Here is a 13,687-nt window from a genome sequence, read left to right as displayed (position 1 = left end):
GTCACGGATTCGTCCACGCCGGGCAACTCGCGCCGGAGCGTGCGCTCCACGACCCGGCCTTCCTCCAGCCGCACGACTTCGTCGACCACGTCGAGTCCCTCGGGCCGGTGCGTGACGAGCAGCACCGATCGCTCCTCCGATGCCGCGAGGACGTCGTGCACGAACGCTTCGGCGGTGGCCGTGTCGAGGTGAGCAGTCGGCTCGTCGAGGAGCAGCACGGGCGCGTCGGTGAGGAGTGCGCGGGCGACCGTGAGCCGCTGGCGCTGGCCACCGGAGAGCCGGCAACCGTCTTCTCCGACGAGCGTCTCGAGCCCGTCGGGAAGCGAGTCGACCCACGCGTCGAGGCGCACGCGGGCGAGCGCATGCCGGAGGTCGGCGTCCGAAGCATCCGGCCGGGCGACGAGGAGATTCGCGCGGATGGTGGCGTCGAAGACGTGGGCGTCCTGGCCCGCGAGCGCGAACGTCTCGCGGAGGTCCTCCTGCCGGTAGTCGCGGGCGTCGTGGCCGTCGATCGTCACCCTGCCTTCCTCCGGGTCGAGGAACCGCAGCAGCAGGCCCGTGACCGTCGTCTTGCCCGCTCCGCTCGCGCCGACAAGGGCGACGTGCCGCCCCGGCGGCAGGACGAAGTCGACGCCGCGGAGGGCGGGCTCGTCATCTCCGCTGTAGCGCGCGGTCACGCCCTCCAGCGCGACGGCCGGCCGCCCGGGCGGCGGCGCGATCGGGTCGCGCGGATCGTTGACCGAGGGCTCGCGGTCGATCAACTCGAGAATGCGCCGGCCCGAAGTCACGTTCTCCCACAGCTCCCGCGCGGCGGCGGGAAGCGGTGCGACGGCGTCGATCGACGACAAGGCGAGCAGCGCAAGCGTCGCGACGAGCACCCGATCGAGGTTCCCGGCGTCGTGCGCGGCGACCGCGACCGCAAGCACGCCGGCGGTCGTCGCCCCCGCCACCAGCACCATGAGCCCGTCTCCGACGCCGGCCGCGAGCGCGTCGCGCCGTCCGAGCCGAACGAGCTCGCGGTCAGCGGCGGTGACACGCGCGAGCGCCTCGCCCTGGTGGCCGAACGCGGCGAGCTCGGGCGCGCCGCGCAGGAGCTCGACGAGCTCCGCCGTCAGCTCGGCCCGTGCAGGAGCCTGCCGCCGACCGGTGCGCTGGTTCACCACCAGCGTGACCGCCGGCACGACGAGCCCTCCGACGAGCAGCCCGGCGGCGAGCACTACGGCGGCGAGGGGGAGCGCGTAGGCCATCACGCCGACGCATGCGCTGCCCACCAGCAGCGCCACGAGCGGCGGCCCGAACCCGCGCACGTACAGGCCCTGCAGCGCATCGACGTCGCCGACCGTCCGCGCCAGCAGCTCACCGTGCCGGTACCCGCCGAGGTCGGCGGGCGCCAGGGGCTCGAGGCGTTCGTAGACCCGCACGCGCAGCCGCCCGAGCGCTCGCAGTGCGAGGTCGTGCGAGACGAGCCGATCGAGGTAGCGCGTCACCGGCCGTGCGAGCCCGAAGAACCGCACGGCCACGATGGCCACCGTGAGCGAGAGAATCGGCGGGCGCTCTGCGGCACGCGAGATGAGGTAGCCCGCGGTCGTCATAAGCGCGATGCCGAACCCCACTGCCAGCGCACCGAGGACGACGGATAGCGCGGCCGACCGCCGGGGCACGCCTGCCAGGCGGAGCACGCGGCGCAGGGTCTTCGTCACGCGGCCGCCGCCTCCCGTTCGGCGACAACACGCCCGGCCTGGAGCGTGATCACGCGATCCGCGCGCTGCGCCGGCTCCGGCCGGTGCGCGATCACGAGCAGCGTGCGTCCCTCGCGTAGGTGCTCGATCGCGTAGGTGACGAGCTCGGCGCTTGCGGGGTCGAGGTTGGCGGTCGGCTCGTCGAGCACCACCAGCGGAGCGTCGCGCAGGAACGCCCGTGCCAACGCCAGCCTCTGCCGCTCTCCGGCCGACAGCGCCCGGCCTCCGTCACCCACCGTCGTCGCGTATCCCTGGGGGAGGGCCTGGACGAACGAGTCCGCGCCCGCCAGCTGCGCGGCCACCCGCACCGCCTCGTGGTCTGCCGATGGGTCTCCGAGCAGGATGTTGTCCATGACGGTGCCGCGGAAGATCGTCGGCCTCTGCGGCACCCACGCCACGAGCCGACGCCAGGCCTCCGTGTCGCAGGATGCAAGATCGGTGTTGTCGACCGAGACGATGCCTGTGGTCGGCTCGGCGAGCCTGACGAGCAGCTTCGCGACCGTGCTCTTGCCGGCTCCACTGGGGCCGACGAGGGCGACCGTCTCGCCCGGCCGAAGTTCCAGCGTCACGCCGTCGAGGACGACACCCGGGCGCGCGGGATACGAGAACGTCACATTCTCGAGCCGGACGACCGTGGCCGCCGGGCTCGGCGGCGTCGCCGCATTGCGCGTGCGGACGGCCGGCGGCGCGTCGAGCAGCGTCACCAAGCGGTCGGCGACGGCGAGCCCGTTCGCGCTCGCGTGGAACTGCTCGCCGAGCCTTCGCAACGGCAGGTACAGCTCCGGCGCGAGCACGAGCACCGTGAGCCCCGCCTGCAAGCCCAGTCCGCCGTCGACGAGCCGGACACCGACCGTCACGGCGACGAGCGCGACGCCCAGCGTGGCGGCCAGTTCGAGCACGGCGCCGGAGAGGAAGGCGACGCGCAGCGTGCCCATCGTGGACCGGCGGTACCGGTCGCTCACGTCCGCGATCGCGTCCGCCTGCGCGGTGCCGCGGTTGAAGGCGCGGAGCGTCGGCAGACCGCGAACGACGTCGAGGAAATGCGTCGAGAGCAGCCGCAGTGACTCCCAGCGGCGGCGCGTCTGCTCCTCCGTGTAGCGGCCGATCAACCACATGAACACGGGTACGAGCGGCAGCGTGAGCAGCATCACGAGCGCGGAGACGCGGTCGATCGTGCCGACCCAGACGAGCACGGCGACCGGGACTACGCACGCCAGCACGACCTGCGGCAGGTAGCGGCCGAAATAGGCGTCGAGACCGTCGACGCCCTGGACGGCGATGGTCGCCAGCTCGGCGCTCTCGGCGCCGTCGAGCGCCGACGGCTCGTCGCGCAACCGCCGCTCGACCAGCGAGAGACGCAGCTGCGAGAGTGTCGTGGCGGAAGCGCGCCGGCCGGCCGACTCGAAGCCCCAGGCGAGGAGCCCGCGCGCCGCGAACGCGAGTACGAGCAGCACGAGGTCGATCGAGACGTCCTCGAGCGACGCGCCACCGAAGGAGCGCGCCACGATGCGCGCGAGCAGTGTCGCCTGGAGGAGGACGACGACCGCCGCCAGCACGCCGAGGGCGACGTCGACCACCAGCAGCGTCCTCGCTGCCCGGGCGCGATGCAGTAGGCGCGGGTCGAGCGCGCGCACTGCTAGACCACCGCAGGGCCCCGGACGCGGGTCCCGCAGTGACCCAGCACTAGCTCGACCCTTCGATTCCCGACGGCAGCTTGCGTGGCACGCGGTCTCCCTCGTGGGGATCTGCCTCTGACAGGCCGAGCCGCTGTCGGAAGACGTAGTACGTCCAGCCCTGGTAGAGCAGGACGATCGGCGTCACGATCAGCGCGACGACGGTCATCACCGTCAGCGTGTAGTGCGACGACGACGAGCCGTCCACCGTGAGGCTGTTCGCGAAGTCCGGGCTCGAGACCATCACGCGCGGGTAGAGGCTCGTGAACAGCGTGGCGACGATGGCGATCACCCCGAGAGCGGTGAACGAGAACGCCCACCCTCTGCGCCGCCAGAACACCGCGAGCACGGCGAGAGCGAGCGCGGCGATGCCGAGCGCCGCCGGTAGCGCGGGCGGGAAGACGTCCTTGTCGTTGCGGTCGACTGCGACGGCCACCGTCCAGACCAGGAAGCCCGCTGCCAGGACCGCCGCCGGAACGGCGATCCCGCGGGCCGTCCGCGCTGCGCGCTCACACAGGTCGCCGGTCGTCCGCAGCGCCAGGAAGGTCGCTCCGTGGAACGCAAAGAGCACCACCACGGCGACCCCCGCGACCACGGTGTACGGGCTGAAGAGGTCGGCGAAGTCGCCTGCGTAGTCGCCGTTCGCGGCGAGCGGAACGCCGTGAAGAAGGTTGGCCAGCCCGACGCCCCAGATCAGCGACGCACCTGTGCTGCCGACGGTGTTCGCCCACATCCAGAGCGTGCGCCACCGCGGGCTCGCGCTCTTCTCGCGCCACTCGAACGAGACGACTCGGATGATGAGGAACACGAGCACCAGCAGCAACGCGAGGTAGAAGCCCGAGAACATCGTCCCGTACCACTCCGGGAAGGCCGCGAAGGTCGCGCCGCCGGCGACTACGAGCCATACCTCGTTGCCGTCCCACACAGGGCCGATGGTCTCGAACATCACTCGACGCTCGCGCTCGTCGCGCGGCAGGAACGGCAGCAGCATCCCGACGCCGAAGTCGAAACCCTCGAGCACGAAGTATCCGGCCCAGAGGACGGCGATGAGCACGAACCAGAAGGTCTGCAGATCCATCAGTAGCCGAGCGCGGGGGCCGCGCCCTCCTCGTCGCCGCCGACCTCGGGCGGGTCGAGCCGCGCGTAGCGGCGCATGAGCACGAAGTCGACGACAGCGAGCGCGCCGTACAGGCCGGCGAAGACCGCGAGGCTGGTGCCGATCGTCCACGTTCCGACGCTCGGCGAGCTGGCGTCGGCGGTGCGAAGCAGCCCGAAGACGATCCACGGCTGCCGCCCGACCTCGGTGAGCACCCAGCCTGCCAGAGCCGCGAGGAACGGGAACGCGATCGTGGCGACGCCGGCCCACAGAAACCAGCGCGTGCGCTCGAGACGTTGTCTCCGGTACAGGAATGCACCGATCACGGCGACGAGGAAGACGAGCGAGCCGAGGTAGGCCATGACGCGCATGCTCCAGTAGACCGACCTGACCGGCGGGATGTAGTCGCCGGGCCCGTACTGGGCCTCCTCCTGCTTCTGCAGCTCGTTCATGCCCTCCACCTCGCCGTTGAACGAGCCGGTGGCCAGGAACGAGAGCAGCCGCGGTACCTCGATCGAGAAGGACGGTGTCGGGTCGTCCTGCGTGAAGCCGCCGATCTGGAAGATCGAGAACGAGGCGGGCTGCTCCGTGTCCCAGAGCGCCTCGGTCGCAGCGATCTTCATCGGCTGCTGCTCGGTGACGAGAATGCCGAAGTTGCTCCCGAACCAGAGGTTCACGGCGGAGACGGGCACCAGCACGATCAGCCCGAGCTTCGCGGCCCGAAGGAACAGCTCCTGGTTCCGGCCGCGCGCCAGGTGCCAGCACGCGACGCCGAACACGACCGCCGACCCCGTCGTCACGGCGGCGAGCATGGTGTGCCCGAACGCCCAGATGGCCCACTTGGCGGTGAGAAGATCCCACACGCTCGTCAGCTCGGCCTTCCCGTTCGAGACCGTGTACCCGGTCGGATGCTGCATCCACGAGTTGGCCACGAGGATGAAGTACGCCGAGAGCCAGGTGCCGAGCGCCGCCAGCCAGATCGTCGCCAGATGCACGCGCGGCGAGAGCCGGTTCCAGCCGAAGATCCAGAGCCCGAGGAACGTCGACTCGAGGAAGAACGCCGCCAGTCCCTCGATCGCGAGCGGCGCGCCGAACACGTCGCCGACGTACTCCGAATAGACGGACCAGTTCATGCCGAACTGGAACTCCTGCACGAGGCCGGTGGCCACCCCGATCGCGAAGTTGATCAGCAGCAGGGTCCCGAAGAACTTCGTCAGCCGCAGCCACGCCTCGTCGCCGGTGCGGTGCCAGAGCGTCTGCATGACCGCCACCAGCGGCGCGAGGCCGAGCGTCAGCGGGACGAACAGGAAGTGGTACAGCGACGTCGTCGCGAACTGGATACGCGCGAGATCGACCGCGGTGTCGCCGAGGGGGATCACGACGTGGCGGTGGCGACGGCCCTGGAGACGATGGGGCCGACCGGTGGAGTGGACGACTTCCGGGGGCTCATGGTGTCGATCGCCGGCTGCGCCCTGCGCCTGGCAGGGCGCGTGCGCATTCGCGTGGGCGAACTCCGGATTATGACGGGACCGCTGACGCGATCAGGACGATTCACCCGGGTGAGCCTTCGCGCGGGTTTGACGACAGCGCGTTTTGGAGGACTAGCATCGAGGTCGAGATGCCGGTCGACGCCCGGGCCGAGGGGGCTCGGCGTCCGGTCGTTGTCGTCCTCGGGGGCGGCTTCGCGGGCGTGGGCGCAGCGCGGAAGCTCAGGGACGCCGAGGTGGACGTCGTTCTGATCGAGGCACACGACTACCACACCTTCCAGCCGCTCCTCTACCAGGTCGCGACCGATCTCCTCGAGACCTCCGCTGCGGCGCATCCGGTCAGGGATCTCTTCCGCGAGCAGCCGAACGTCGTCGTCCACCAGGCGACCGTCACCGGAGTCGATCTGCGCCTGCGCGAGGTGCATCTGGCCGAGATGGCGCCCCTCGCGTACGACTACCTCGTGCTCGCGCTCGGCGCCGAGGTCAACTTCTTCGGAACCGAGGGAGCAGCCGAGCACGCGTTCCCGATGTACACCCTCGCCGACGCGGTGCGCCTGAAGGAGCACGTGCTCCGGCGCTGGGAAGCAGCGGATCGCGATCCCGCCCTGGTGGACGACGGCGCGCTCAACGTGGTCGTCGTCGGCGGCGGACCGACCGGCATCGAGACGGTCGGCGCGCTGGCCGAGCTCTACCGCAGCGACTTCGCCAAGGACTACCCGGCGCTCCCCCAGGACCAGGCGCGCCTGATCCTCGTCGAGGCCGGGCCGGAGCTCTTTGCGATGTTCAAGCCGGACATCCGGAGCTACACGCAACGCGCGCTCGAGAAGCGCGGAGTCGAGATCCTGCTGGGCGAGACCGTCGCATCGGTCGGGCCCACTCGCGTCACGCTCGCGTCGGGGGCAGAGTTACCCGCCCACACGCTCGTCTGGGGGGCGGGCCTCCAGGCGAGCCCACTCACCGCGTCGCTCGGCCTGGAGCTGCAGAGGGGCGGTCGGGTGCCGGTCGGACCGGAGCTGAGCGTGGAGGGACACCCCGAGGTGTTCGCGGTCGGCGACATCGCCTGGATCACGGACCCGGCGACCGATCGGGTCCTGCCGCAGCTCGGATCGGTGGCTCTGCAGGCGGGAGAGCACGCAGGGGAAAACGTCGCGCGGCTTGCCGGCGGCAAGCCCACCGAGCCCTTCACGTACCACGACAAGGGCACGATGGCGACCATCGGCCGGGGGGCCGCCGTGATCCAGACGCACCGCGGACGGACGATCAAGGGCAAGTCCGCGTCGCTCGCCTGGGGGACCGTGCATCTCGCGCTCCTCTCGACCGGTGAGGATCGCGCCAAGGCGCTCGTCGACTGGACCTGGGCAGGGTTCACGCACGAGCGGCCGGGCCGTATCACCGTTCGGACCCAGGAGGAAGCGGACTGATCCTGCGCCCGGGACAGGCCGCAGTGAAACGAGACGGCTCCGAGCCGCCGCGCGTGGACCTCGTGCGCGGCCGCTTCGACGTCGGCCAACGAAGGAGGAGGCAGCGATGACGACGAGTGCACCGTCCGCCGTCAGCACCCGGCGAACGACCCCGACCGCCGGCCCGGAGCAGCGGGTCGCGGACGTCCTCGTGGTCTTCGGGATCACCGGCGACCTGGCGAAGGTCATGACCTTCCACTCGCTCTACCGGCTGGAGAAGCGCGGGCTGCTCGACTGTCCGATCGTCGGCGTCGCGGTCGACGACTGGACGATCGAGCAGCTGGTCGACCGCGCCCGCGAGTCGATCGAGGGAAGCGGCGAGCAGATCGACGCCGAGGTGTTCGACCGGTTCGCCGCGAGGCTCTCCTACGTCGCCGGGGACTTCGGGGACTCCGCAACGTACGATCGAGTGGGCAAGGCGATCGAGGGCGCCGAAAGCCCCGTCTTCTACCTCGAGATCCCGCCCTTCCTGTTCGGACGCGTGGTCAAGGGGCTCGCGGAGGCCGGGTTGACCGAGACGGGGCGCGTCGTGGTCGAGAAGCCGTTCGGGCACGACCTGGAGTCGGCGCGAGAGCTCGCCGACGAGCTGCACCAGTACATCGACGAGTCGCAGCTCTACCGCATCGACCACTTCCTCGGGAAGATGGGCCTCGAGGGGATCCTCTACCTCCGGTTCGCCAACACGATGCTCGAGCCGGTGTGGAACCGAAACTACGTCGAGTGCGTCGAGATCACGATGGCCGAGGACTTCGGCGTCGCCGACCGCGGGCACTTCTACGACCCGGTCGGCGCGCTCCGCGACGTCGTCGTCAACCACATCATGCAGGTGGTCGCCGCGACCGCGATGGAGCCCCCGGCCGGTGGCGCCCCCGAGACGATCAAGGACGGCGTCGTCACCCTCTTCAAGGCGATCCGCGCGGCCGACCCGGCGCACTACGTCCGTGGCCAGTACGAGGGCTATCTGGACGTCGACGGCGTCGCGCAAGGCTCGACGACCGAGACCTACGCCGCTCTCCGCCTCGAGATCGAGAACTGGCGCTGGTCGGGCGTTCCCTTCTTCATCCGCACCGGGAAGCTCCTCCCGACGACGCAGACCGAGGTCAGGCTCGTCTTCAAGCGCCCGCCCCGGCTCGGCTTCGGAATGCTGGACGTGAGCACGGAGCCGGACCAGTTCGTGGTCAAGCTCGATCCCTCGACGGGGGTTCGAATGATCCTCGATGCGCACCGCGCCGACGCCCCGAAGGCCGAGCCGATCACCCTCGACATGGAGTTCGCCGACGAGGGGGGCGAGGGGCCGACCCCGTACGAGGTGCTGCTCCACGCCGCACTGGTCGGGCAGAGCACCCGCTTCACCCGCCAGGACGGGGTCGAGGAGACGTGGCGGATCATGCAGCCGCTGCTCGACGCGCCTCCTCCTGTTCATCCGTACGCGCCGGGAACGTGGGGCCCCGAGGCGGCCGACGGGCTCGTCGCCGGCCACGGGCGCTGGCACGGGCCGTGGGTCGTGTCATGAAGGCCGTCGAGAGACCACCGCGCACACGGGAGCAGAGCGCAGCCGCCCCGTCGCCGTTCCCGCCGATCGCGGACTACGCGTTTCTCTCCGACTGCCACACCGGTGCGCTCGTGGCGCCGGACGGGGCGATCGACTGGCTCTGCGTCCCGTCCTTCGACGCGCCGAGCGTCTTCGGCAGCCTGCTCGACCGGCAGGCCGGGTTCTTCCGGTTCGGCCCGTACGGGATCAACCACCCATCGGCTCGCAACTTCGAGCCGGGGACGAACGTGCTGGTGACGACCTGGAAGACGCCGTCGGGGTGGGTCGTGGTCCGGGACGCTTTGACGCTGGGGCCGTGGGACCACGAGGACGCGATCACGCCACACACACGCCCCCCCGCCGACGACGACGCCGATCACATGCTCGTGCGTACGGTCGAGTGCATCGACGGGCAGGTGGAGATCGAGGTCGTCGCCGAGCCGGCGTTCGACTACGGCCGTGCCACCTCGGAGTGGGCGCTCGTCGACGGCGACCGGCACGCGGCCGACGCGCACGGTGGCGGGCTGACGATCCGCTTGCGATCGGATCTCGCGCTCGGCATCGAGGGGAATCGCGTGCACGGACGCCACACGCTTCGGACGGGCGAGCGCGCGTACTGCGCCCTGTCGTGGGCGGAAGCGCTCGCGACACCCGCCGACGTCGACGAGGCGGAGGCACGGATCGCCGCCACCACGCGCTTCTGGCGTGCCTGGCTGGGCAGGGCGCGGATCCCCGACCACGCCTGGCGCGACCCGATCCAGCGCTCCGCGCTCGTGATCAAAGGGCTGACGTACATGCCGACGGGAGCGACGGTCGCCGCACTGACCACCTCGTTGCCCGAGACGCCGGGTGGCGAGCGCAACTGGGACTACCGCTACACGTGGATGCGCGACGCGACGTTCACGCTCCAGGCGCTGCATTTCCTGAACCTCGACTGGGAGGCCGACGAGTTCATGCAGTTCGTCGCCGACCTCGACGCCAACGACGACGGCGCGCTGCAGATCATGTACGGGATCGACGGTCGGCGCGACCTCACCGAATCGACGCTCGACAATCTCTCGGGGTACGCCGGCGCTCGCCCGGTGCGGATCGGGAACGGAGCCTTCGACCAACGCCAGAACGACGTCTTCGGCGCGGTCCTCGATTCGATCCTGCTCCACACCCGCCGGAGCAAGCGTCTTCCCCAACGCCTCTGGCCGATCGTCCAGGCCCAGGCGGAGTGCGCCACGCGGGTCTGGCAGGAGCCCGACCAGGGGATCTGGGAGGCGCGCGGCAAGCCGCGGAACTACGTCTCCTCGAAGCTCATGTGCTGGGTCGCGCTCGACCGGGCCGCAAAGCTCGCGGAGATCCGCGGGGATCCCGAGCTCCAGGCGACGTGGCACGAGACGGCAGAGGCGATCCGCGAGGACATCCTCGCGCGCGGCGTCAGCGACCGCGGCGTCCTCCGCCAGCACTACGACACCGACGCGCTCGATGCCTCGACGCTCCTCGCCGCGATCTTCGGGTTCCTTCCCGGCGACGACGAGCGGCTGCTCGCGAGCGTCGTCGCGATAGCCGACGAGCTGACCGAGGACGGCTTCGTGCTGCGCTACCGCACCGACGAGACCGACGACGGCCTGTCGGGCAGGGAGGGCACGTTCCTCATCTGCTCCTTCTGGCTCGTCTCCGCTCTGGCGATCGTGGGCCAGCTGCAGCGGGCCCGCGACCTGATGGAGCGCCTGCTCACGATCGCCTCGCCGCTCGGTCTCTACGCCGAGGAGTTCGACGCAGATACGGGACGACACCTCGGCAACGTCCCGCAGGCGTTCTCCCACCTCGCGCTGATCGAGGCGGCGGCGCGCATCATCGTCGTCGAGAGGCTGGAGGAGCTCTCGTGAATCCGTACGACGTGATCATCATCGGGACGGGTGCCGGCGGGGGCACGCTTGCGCGCCGTCTCGCACCTTCCGGCAAGAGCATCCTCCTGCTGGAACGGGGCGGCTGGCTGCCGCGCGAGCCGCAGAACTGGCTCGCCCGCGATGTGTTCGTCGAGAACCGCTATGTGTCTCCCGACACGTGGTACGACGAGAAGGGCAAGCCGTTCCAACCCCAGGTGCACTACTTCGTCGGGGGTGCGACGAAGCTCTACGGTGCGGCTCTCTACCGGCTTCGCAAGGAGGACTTCGGGGAGCTGCGTCACCACGATGGCATCTCGCCGGCCTGGCCGATCTCGTACGAGGAGCTGGAGCCGTACTACACCCAGGCCGAGCACCTCTACGAGGTGCACGGCGCGAGAGGCGAAGACCCGACGGAGCCGCCGGCGAGCGGCCCATATCCCTACCCGGCGGTCTCGCACGAGCCGCGGATCCAGCAACTCGCGGATGCTCTCGCGGCCGCCGGGCATCACCCCTTCCACGCGCCGTGCGGCGTCCGACTGGACGAGGGGAACATGCCTTACAGCGTCTGCGTGCGCTGTGCGAGCTGCGACGGCTTCCCGTGTCCGGTGCATGCGAAGTCGGACGCCGAGGTGTTCGGCGTGCGACCCGCGCTCGAGCACTCGAACGTGACCCTCCTGACGGACGCGAAGGCGATCAAGCTGGAGACGAACGCCGGGGGCACCGCCGTGACGGAGGTGGTGGTCGAGCACGACGGAGCGACCGAGCGATACGCAGGCGAGATCGTCGTCCTCGCGTGCGGCGCGGCCAACACGGCCCGGCTGCTTCTCGTGTCGGCGAGCGAGACGCACCCGAAAGGTCTCGCGAACGGCTCCGATCAGGTCGGCCGCAACTACATGTTCCACAACTCGAGCGCGGTGCTCGCGCTTTCGCGCGAGGAGAATCCCACGACCTTCCAGAAGACACTCGGGCTGAACGACTTCTATCTCGGCAGCGACGACTTCGACTTCCCGCTGGGGAACATCCAGATGGTCGGCAAGTCGCAGGCGGAGATGTTCCGCGGCGAGCGGCCGCGGGACACGAAGCTCGCACCGGAGTGGACGCTCGAGCGGGTGGCCCGTCACGCGATCGACTTCTGGCTCTCGACGGAGGATCTGCCGCGTCCGGAGAACCGCGTCACCGTCCGCCCCGACGGCGCCATCGAGCTCCACTACACGCCGAACAACGAGGAGCCGAAGCGGCGGCTCAATGCGAAGCTCAAGTCGCTGCTCGGCATGCTCGACCTGAACCCGGGCCATCTGATCCACCGGTTTGCGTACATGAAGAACGACATCCCCGTGGCCGGGTGTGCGCACCAGGCCGGCACGGCCCGGTTCGGGGCCGACCCGGCGACATCGGTGGCGAATACCGACTGCCGCGCGCACGAGGTCGACAACCTCTACATCGTCGACACGAGCATCTTCCCGAGCATCGGAGCGGTGAACCCCGCCCTGACGGCGATGGCCAATGCGCTGCGCGTCGGCGACCATCTGCTCGAACGACTGGGAGCCCCGGCCGAAGCCGGCTACGCCGCGGCCACTCCCGGCACACGCGGCTCGGCACCCTGACGGGCCGACGAGCTCGAGACTCGACGAAATGGGGGTGATCCTTCCCTCCGGCGAGCAGATCGAGATCGCGTTCGGCGACCAGGAGGCCACGATCGTCGGCGTCGGTGCAGGGCTGCGAACCTACTCGGTGGGTGGCCGCGACCTTCTCGACGGATACGCGGCCGACCAGGCGAGCACCTCCGGTCGAGGACAGGTGCTGATCCCGTGGCCGAACCGGCTCGAGGACGGCACGTACGAGTTCGACGGACATCGCCACCAGCTGCCGCTCACCGAGCCGGAGCTCGGCAACGCGATTCACGGCCTGGTGCGCTGGGAAACCTGGACCGTCGTCGAGCGCGAGCGGGACCGCGTGGTGCTGGAGCACGTCCTGCGGCCGAGGCCCGGCTTCCCGTTCACGCTTTCTCTCGCCATCGAGTACGCCCTTTCGGAACGCGGTCTCGGCGTGACGACCACTGCAACGAACAGCGGGCGCGAGGCGTGTCCTTTCGGCAGCGGCCAGCATCCCTACCTGACCGTCGGCACCCCCACGGTCGACTCCGTGATCCTCCGAGCGCCCGGGCGGACCGTCCTCGAGGAGAATGAGCGTCGTCTCCCGGTCGGGCGGGCGCCTGTCGAGGGGACGGAGTACGACTTCCGTCGCCCCCGGCCGATCGGTGACACGAAGCTCGACGACGCCTTCACCGACCTCGAGCGGGACGCCGAGGGCCTCGCCCTCGTCGAGCTCCGCAATCCAGAAGGCGGCGGACTCACCCTCTGGGCCGACGAGTCCTACGGCTATCTCCAGCTCTTCACGGGCGACCCCCTGCCCGACGTCTCCCGTCGCAGCCTCGCCGTGGAGCCCATGACGTGCCCGCCGAACGCGTTCCGCAACGGGGAGGCCCTGATCCGCCTCGAGCCGGGCGAGACGCATACGAGCGCTTGGGGCATCGCTCCTTCGACCGCGTCGTCCTCGGCTCTGTGACGTTCCCTCGCTCCGCGCGATCTGGCAGGAATTCGAGGGTCCGCGTGCACCGGCGGCAAAGCTCTCGGGGTCATCTCGCGGAGAGGAGGCCGTCCGCGGCTCGTCCTCACGTCAGGCCTCGGCGCGCCGCAGTTGTCTCCTGACGCGACGAAGCTTGCCGCGCCGACCGTGATCCAGACGCGAAAGGGGCGCTGACCGCTACACCCGGATCACGGTGGTCGACGCAGACGGAAGCGAGCGCCACGTGGTACGGATCACT

At 70.2% G+C, this 13,687-nt stretch carries 9 protein-coding genes; 5 read left to right on the top strand and 4 right to left on the bottom strand.

Annotation, left to right across the window (positions count from 1 at the left end; all coding sequences use genetic code 11):
• From cydC to VNM44_RS08305, 4 genes are all read right to left on the bottom strand, one after another.
• Positions 1-1,700: thiol reductant ABC exporter subunit CydC (gene cydC / locus VNM44_RS08320; protein WP_325624918.1), on the bottom strand; the 1,700-nt coding region annotated here is incomplete at its 3' end.
• Positions 1,697-3,316, bottom strand: coding sequence for a thiol reductant ABC exporter subunit CydD (cydD, locus tag VNM44_RS08315; RefSeq protein ID WP_325624916.1), 1,620 nt, complete (start codon positions 3,314-3,316; stop codon positions 1,697-1,699). The genes cydD and cydC, both read right to left, overlap by 4 nt.
• 106 nt (positions 3,317-3,422) lie before the next feature.
• Positions 3,423-4,490, bottom strand: coding sequence for a cytochrome d ubiquinol oxidase subunit II (gene cydB / locus VNM44_RS08310; RefSeq protein WP_325624913.1), 1,068 nt, complete (start codon positions 4,488-4,490; stop codon positions 3,423-3,425).
• On the bottom strand, positions 4,490-5,887 hold the full coding sequence (locus VNM44_RS08305; protein ID WP_325624910.1) for a cytochrome ubiquinol oxidase subunit I: 1,398 nt from the start codon (positions 5,885-5,887) through the stop codon (positions 4,490-4,492). The genes cydB and VNM44_RS08305 overlap by 1 nt, the downstream gene beginning before the upstream one ends.
• 239 nt (positions 5,888-6,126) lie before the next feature.
• Here VNM44_RS08305 and VNM44_RS08300 point away from each other — a divergent pair, with 239 nt between their 5' ends.
• The 5 genes from VNM44_RS08300 (at position 6,127) to VNM44_RS08280 (ending at position 13,428) form a co-directional block, all read left to right on the top strand.
• Entirely contained in the window at positions 6,127-7,416 is a 1,290-nt protein-coding gene (locus VNM44_RS08300) for an NAD(P)/FAD-dependent oxidoreductase (protein WP_325624907.1), read from the top strand.
• 106 nt (positions 7,417-7,522) lie between these two features.
• On the top strand, positions 7,523-8,968 hold the full coding sequence (zwf, locus tag VNM44_RS08295; protein ID WP_325624905.1) for a glucose-6-phosphate dehydrogenase: 1,446 nt from the start codon (positions 7,523-7,525) through the stop codon (positions 8,966-8,968).
• Positions 8,965-10,863, top strand: coding sequence for a glycoside hydrolase family 15 protein (locus VNM44_RS08290; RefSeq protein WP_325624902.1), 1,899 nt, complete (start codon positions 8,965-8,967; stop codon positions 10,861-10,863). The genes zwf and VNM44_RS08290 overlap by 4 nt, the downstream gene beginning before the upstream one ends.
• A complete protein-coding gene (locus VNM44_RS08285) occupies positions 10,860-12,467 on the top strand; it encodes a GMC family oxidoreductase (RefSeq protein WP_325624900.1) in 1,608 nt (535 codons plus the stop codon). Before VNM44_RS08290 ends, VNM44_RS08285 begins: the two co-directional genes overlap by 4 nt.
• Positions 12,468-12,495: 28 nt before the next feature.
• Entirely contained in the window at positions 12,496-13,428 is a 933-nt protein-coding gene (locus VNM44_RS08280; RefSeq protein ID WP_325624897.1) for an aldose 1-epimerase family protein, read from the top strand.
• Positions 13,429-13,687: the final 259 nt, after the last annotated feature.

This window comes from Gaiella sp., assembly GCF_035558935.1.
Lineage (GTDB): Bacteria > Actinomycetota > Thermoleophilia > Gaiellales > Gaiellaceae > Gaiella.
Note: the sequence above shows the minus strand (reverse complement) of the source record. Positions and strands in the feature narration are given on the sequence as shown.

What these genes read in the sequence shown, in the direction of transcription:
- zwf (WP_325624905.1), top strand. Translation starts at nt 7,523, where the DNA reads ATGACGACGAGTGCACCGTCCGCCGTCAGCACCCGGCGAACGACCCCG.
- VNM44_RS08290 (WP_325624902.1), top strand. Translation starts at nt 8,965, where the DNA reads ATGAAGGCCGTCGAGAGACCACCGCGCACACGGGAGCAGAGCGCAGCC.
- VNM44_RS08280 (WP_325624897.1), top strand. Translation starts at nt 12,496, where the DNA reads ATGGGGGTGATCCTTCCCTCCGGCGAGCAGATCGAGATCGCGTTCGGC.
- VNM44_RS08300 (WP_325624907.1), top strand. Translation starts at nt 6,127, where the DNA reads ATGCCGGTCGACGCCCGGGCCGAGGGGGCTCGGCGTCCGGTCGTTGTC.
- cydB (WP_325624913.1), bottom strand. Translation starts at nt 4,490, where the DNA reads ATGGATCTGCAGACCTTCTGGTTCGTGCTCATCGCCGTCCTCTGGGCC.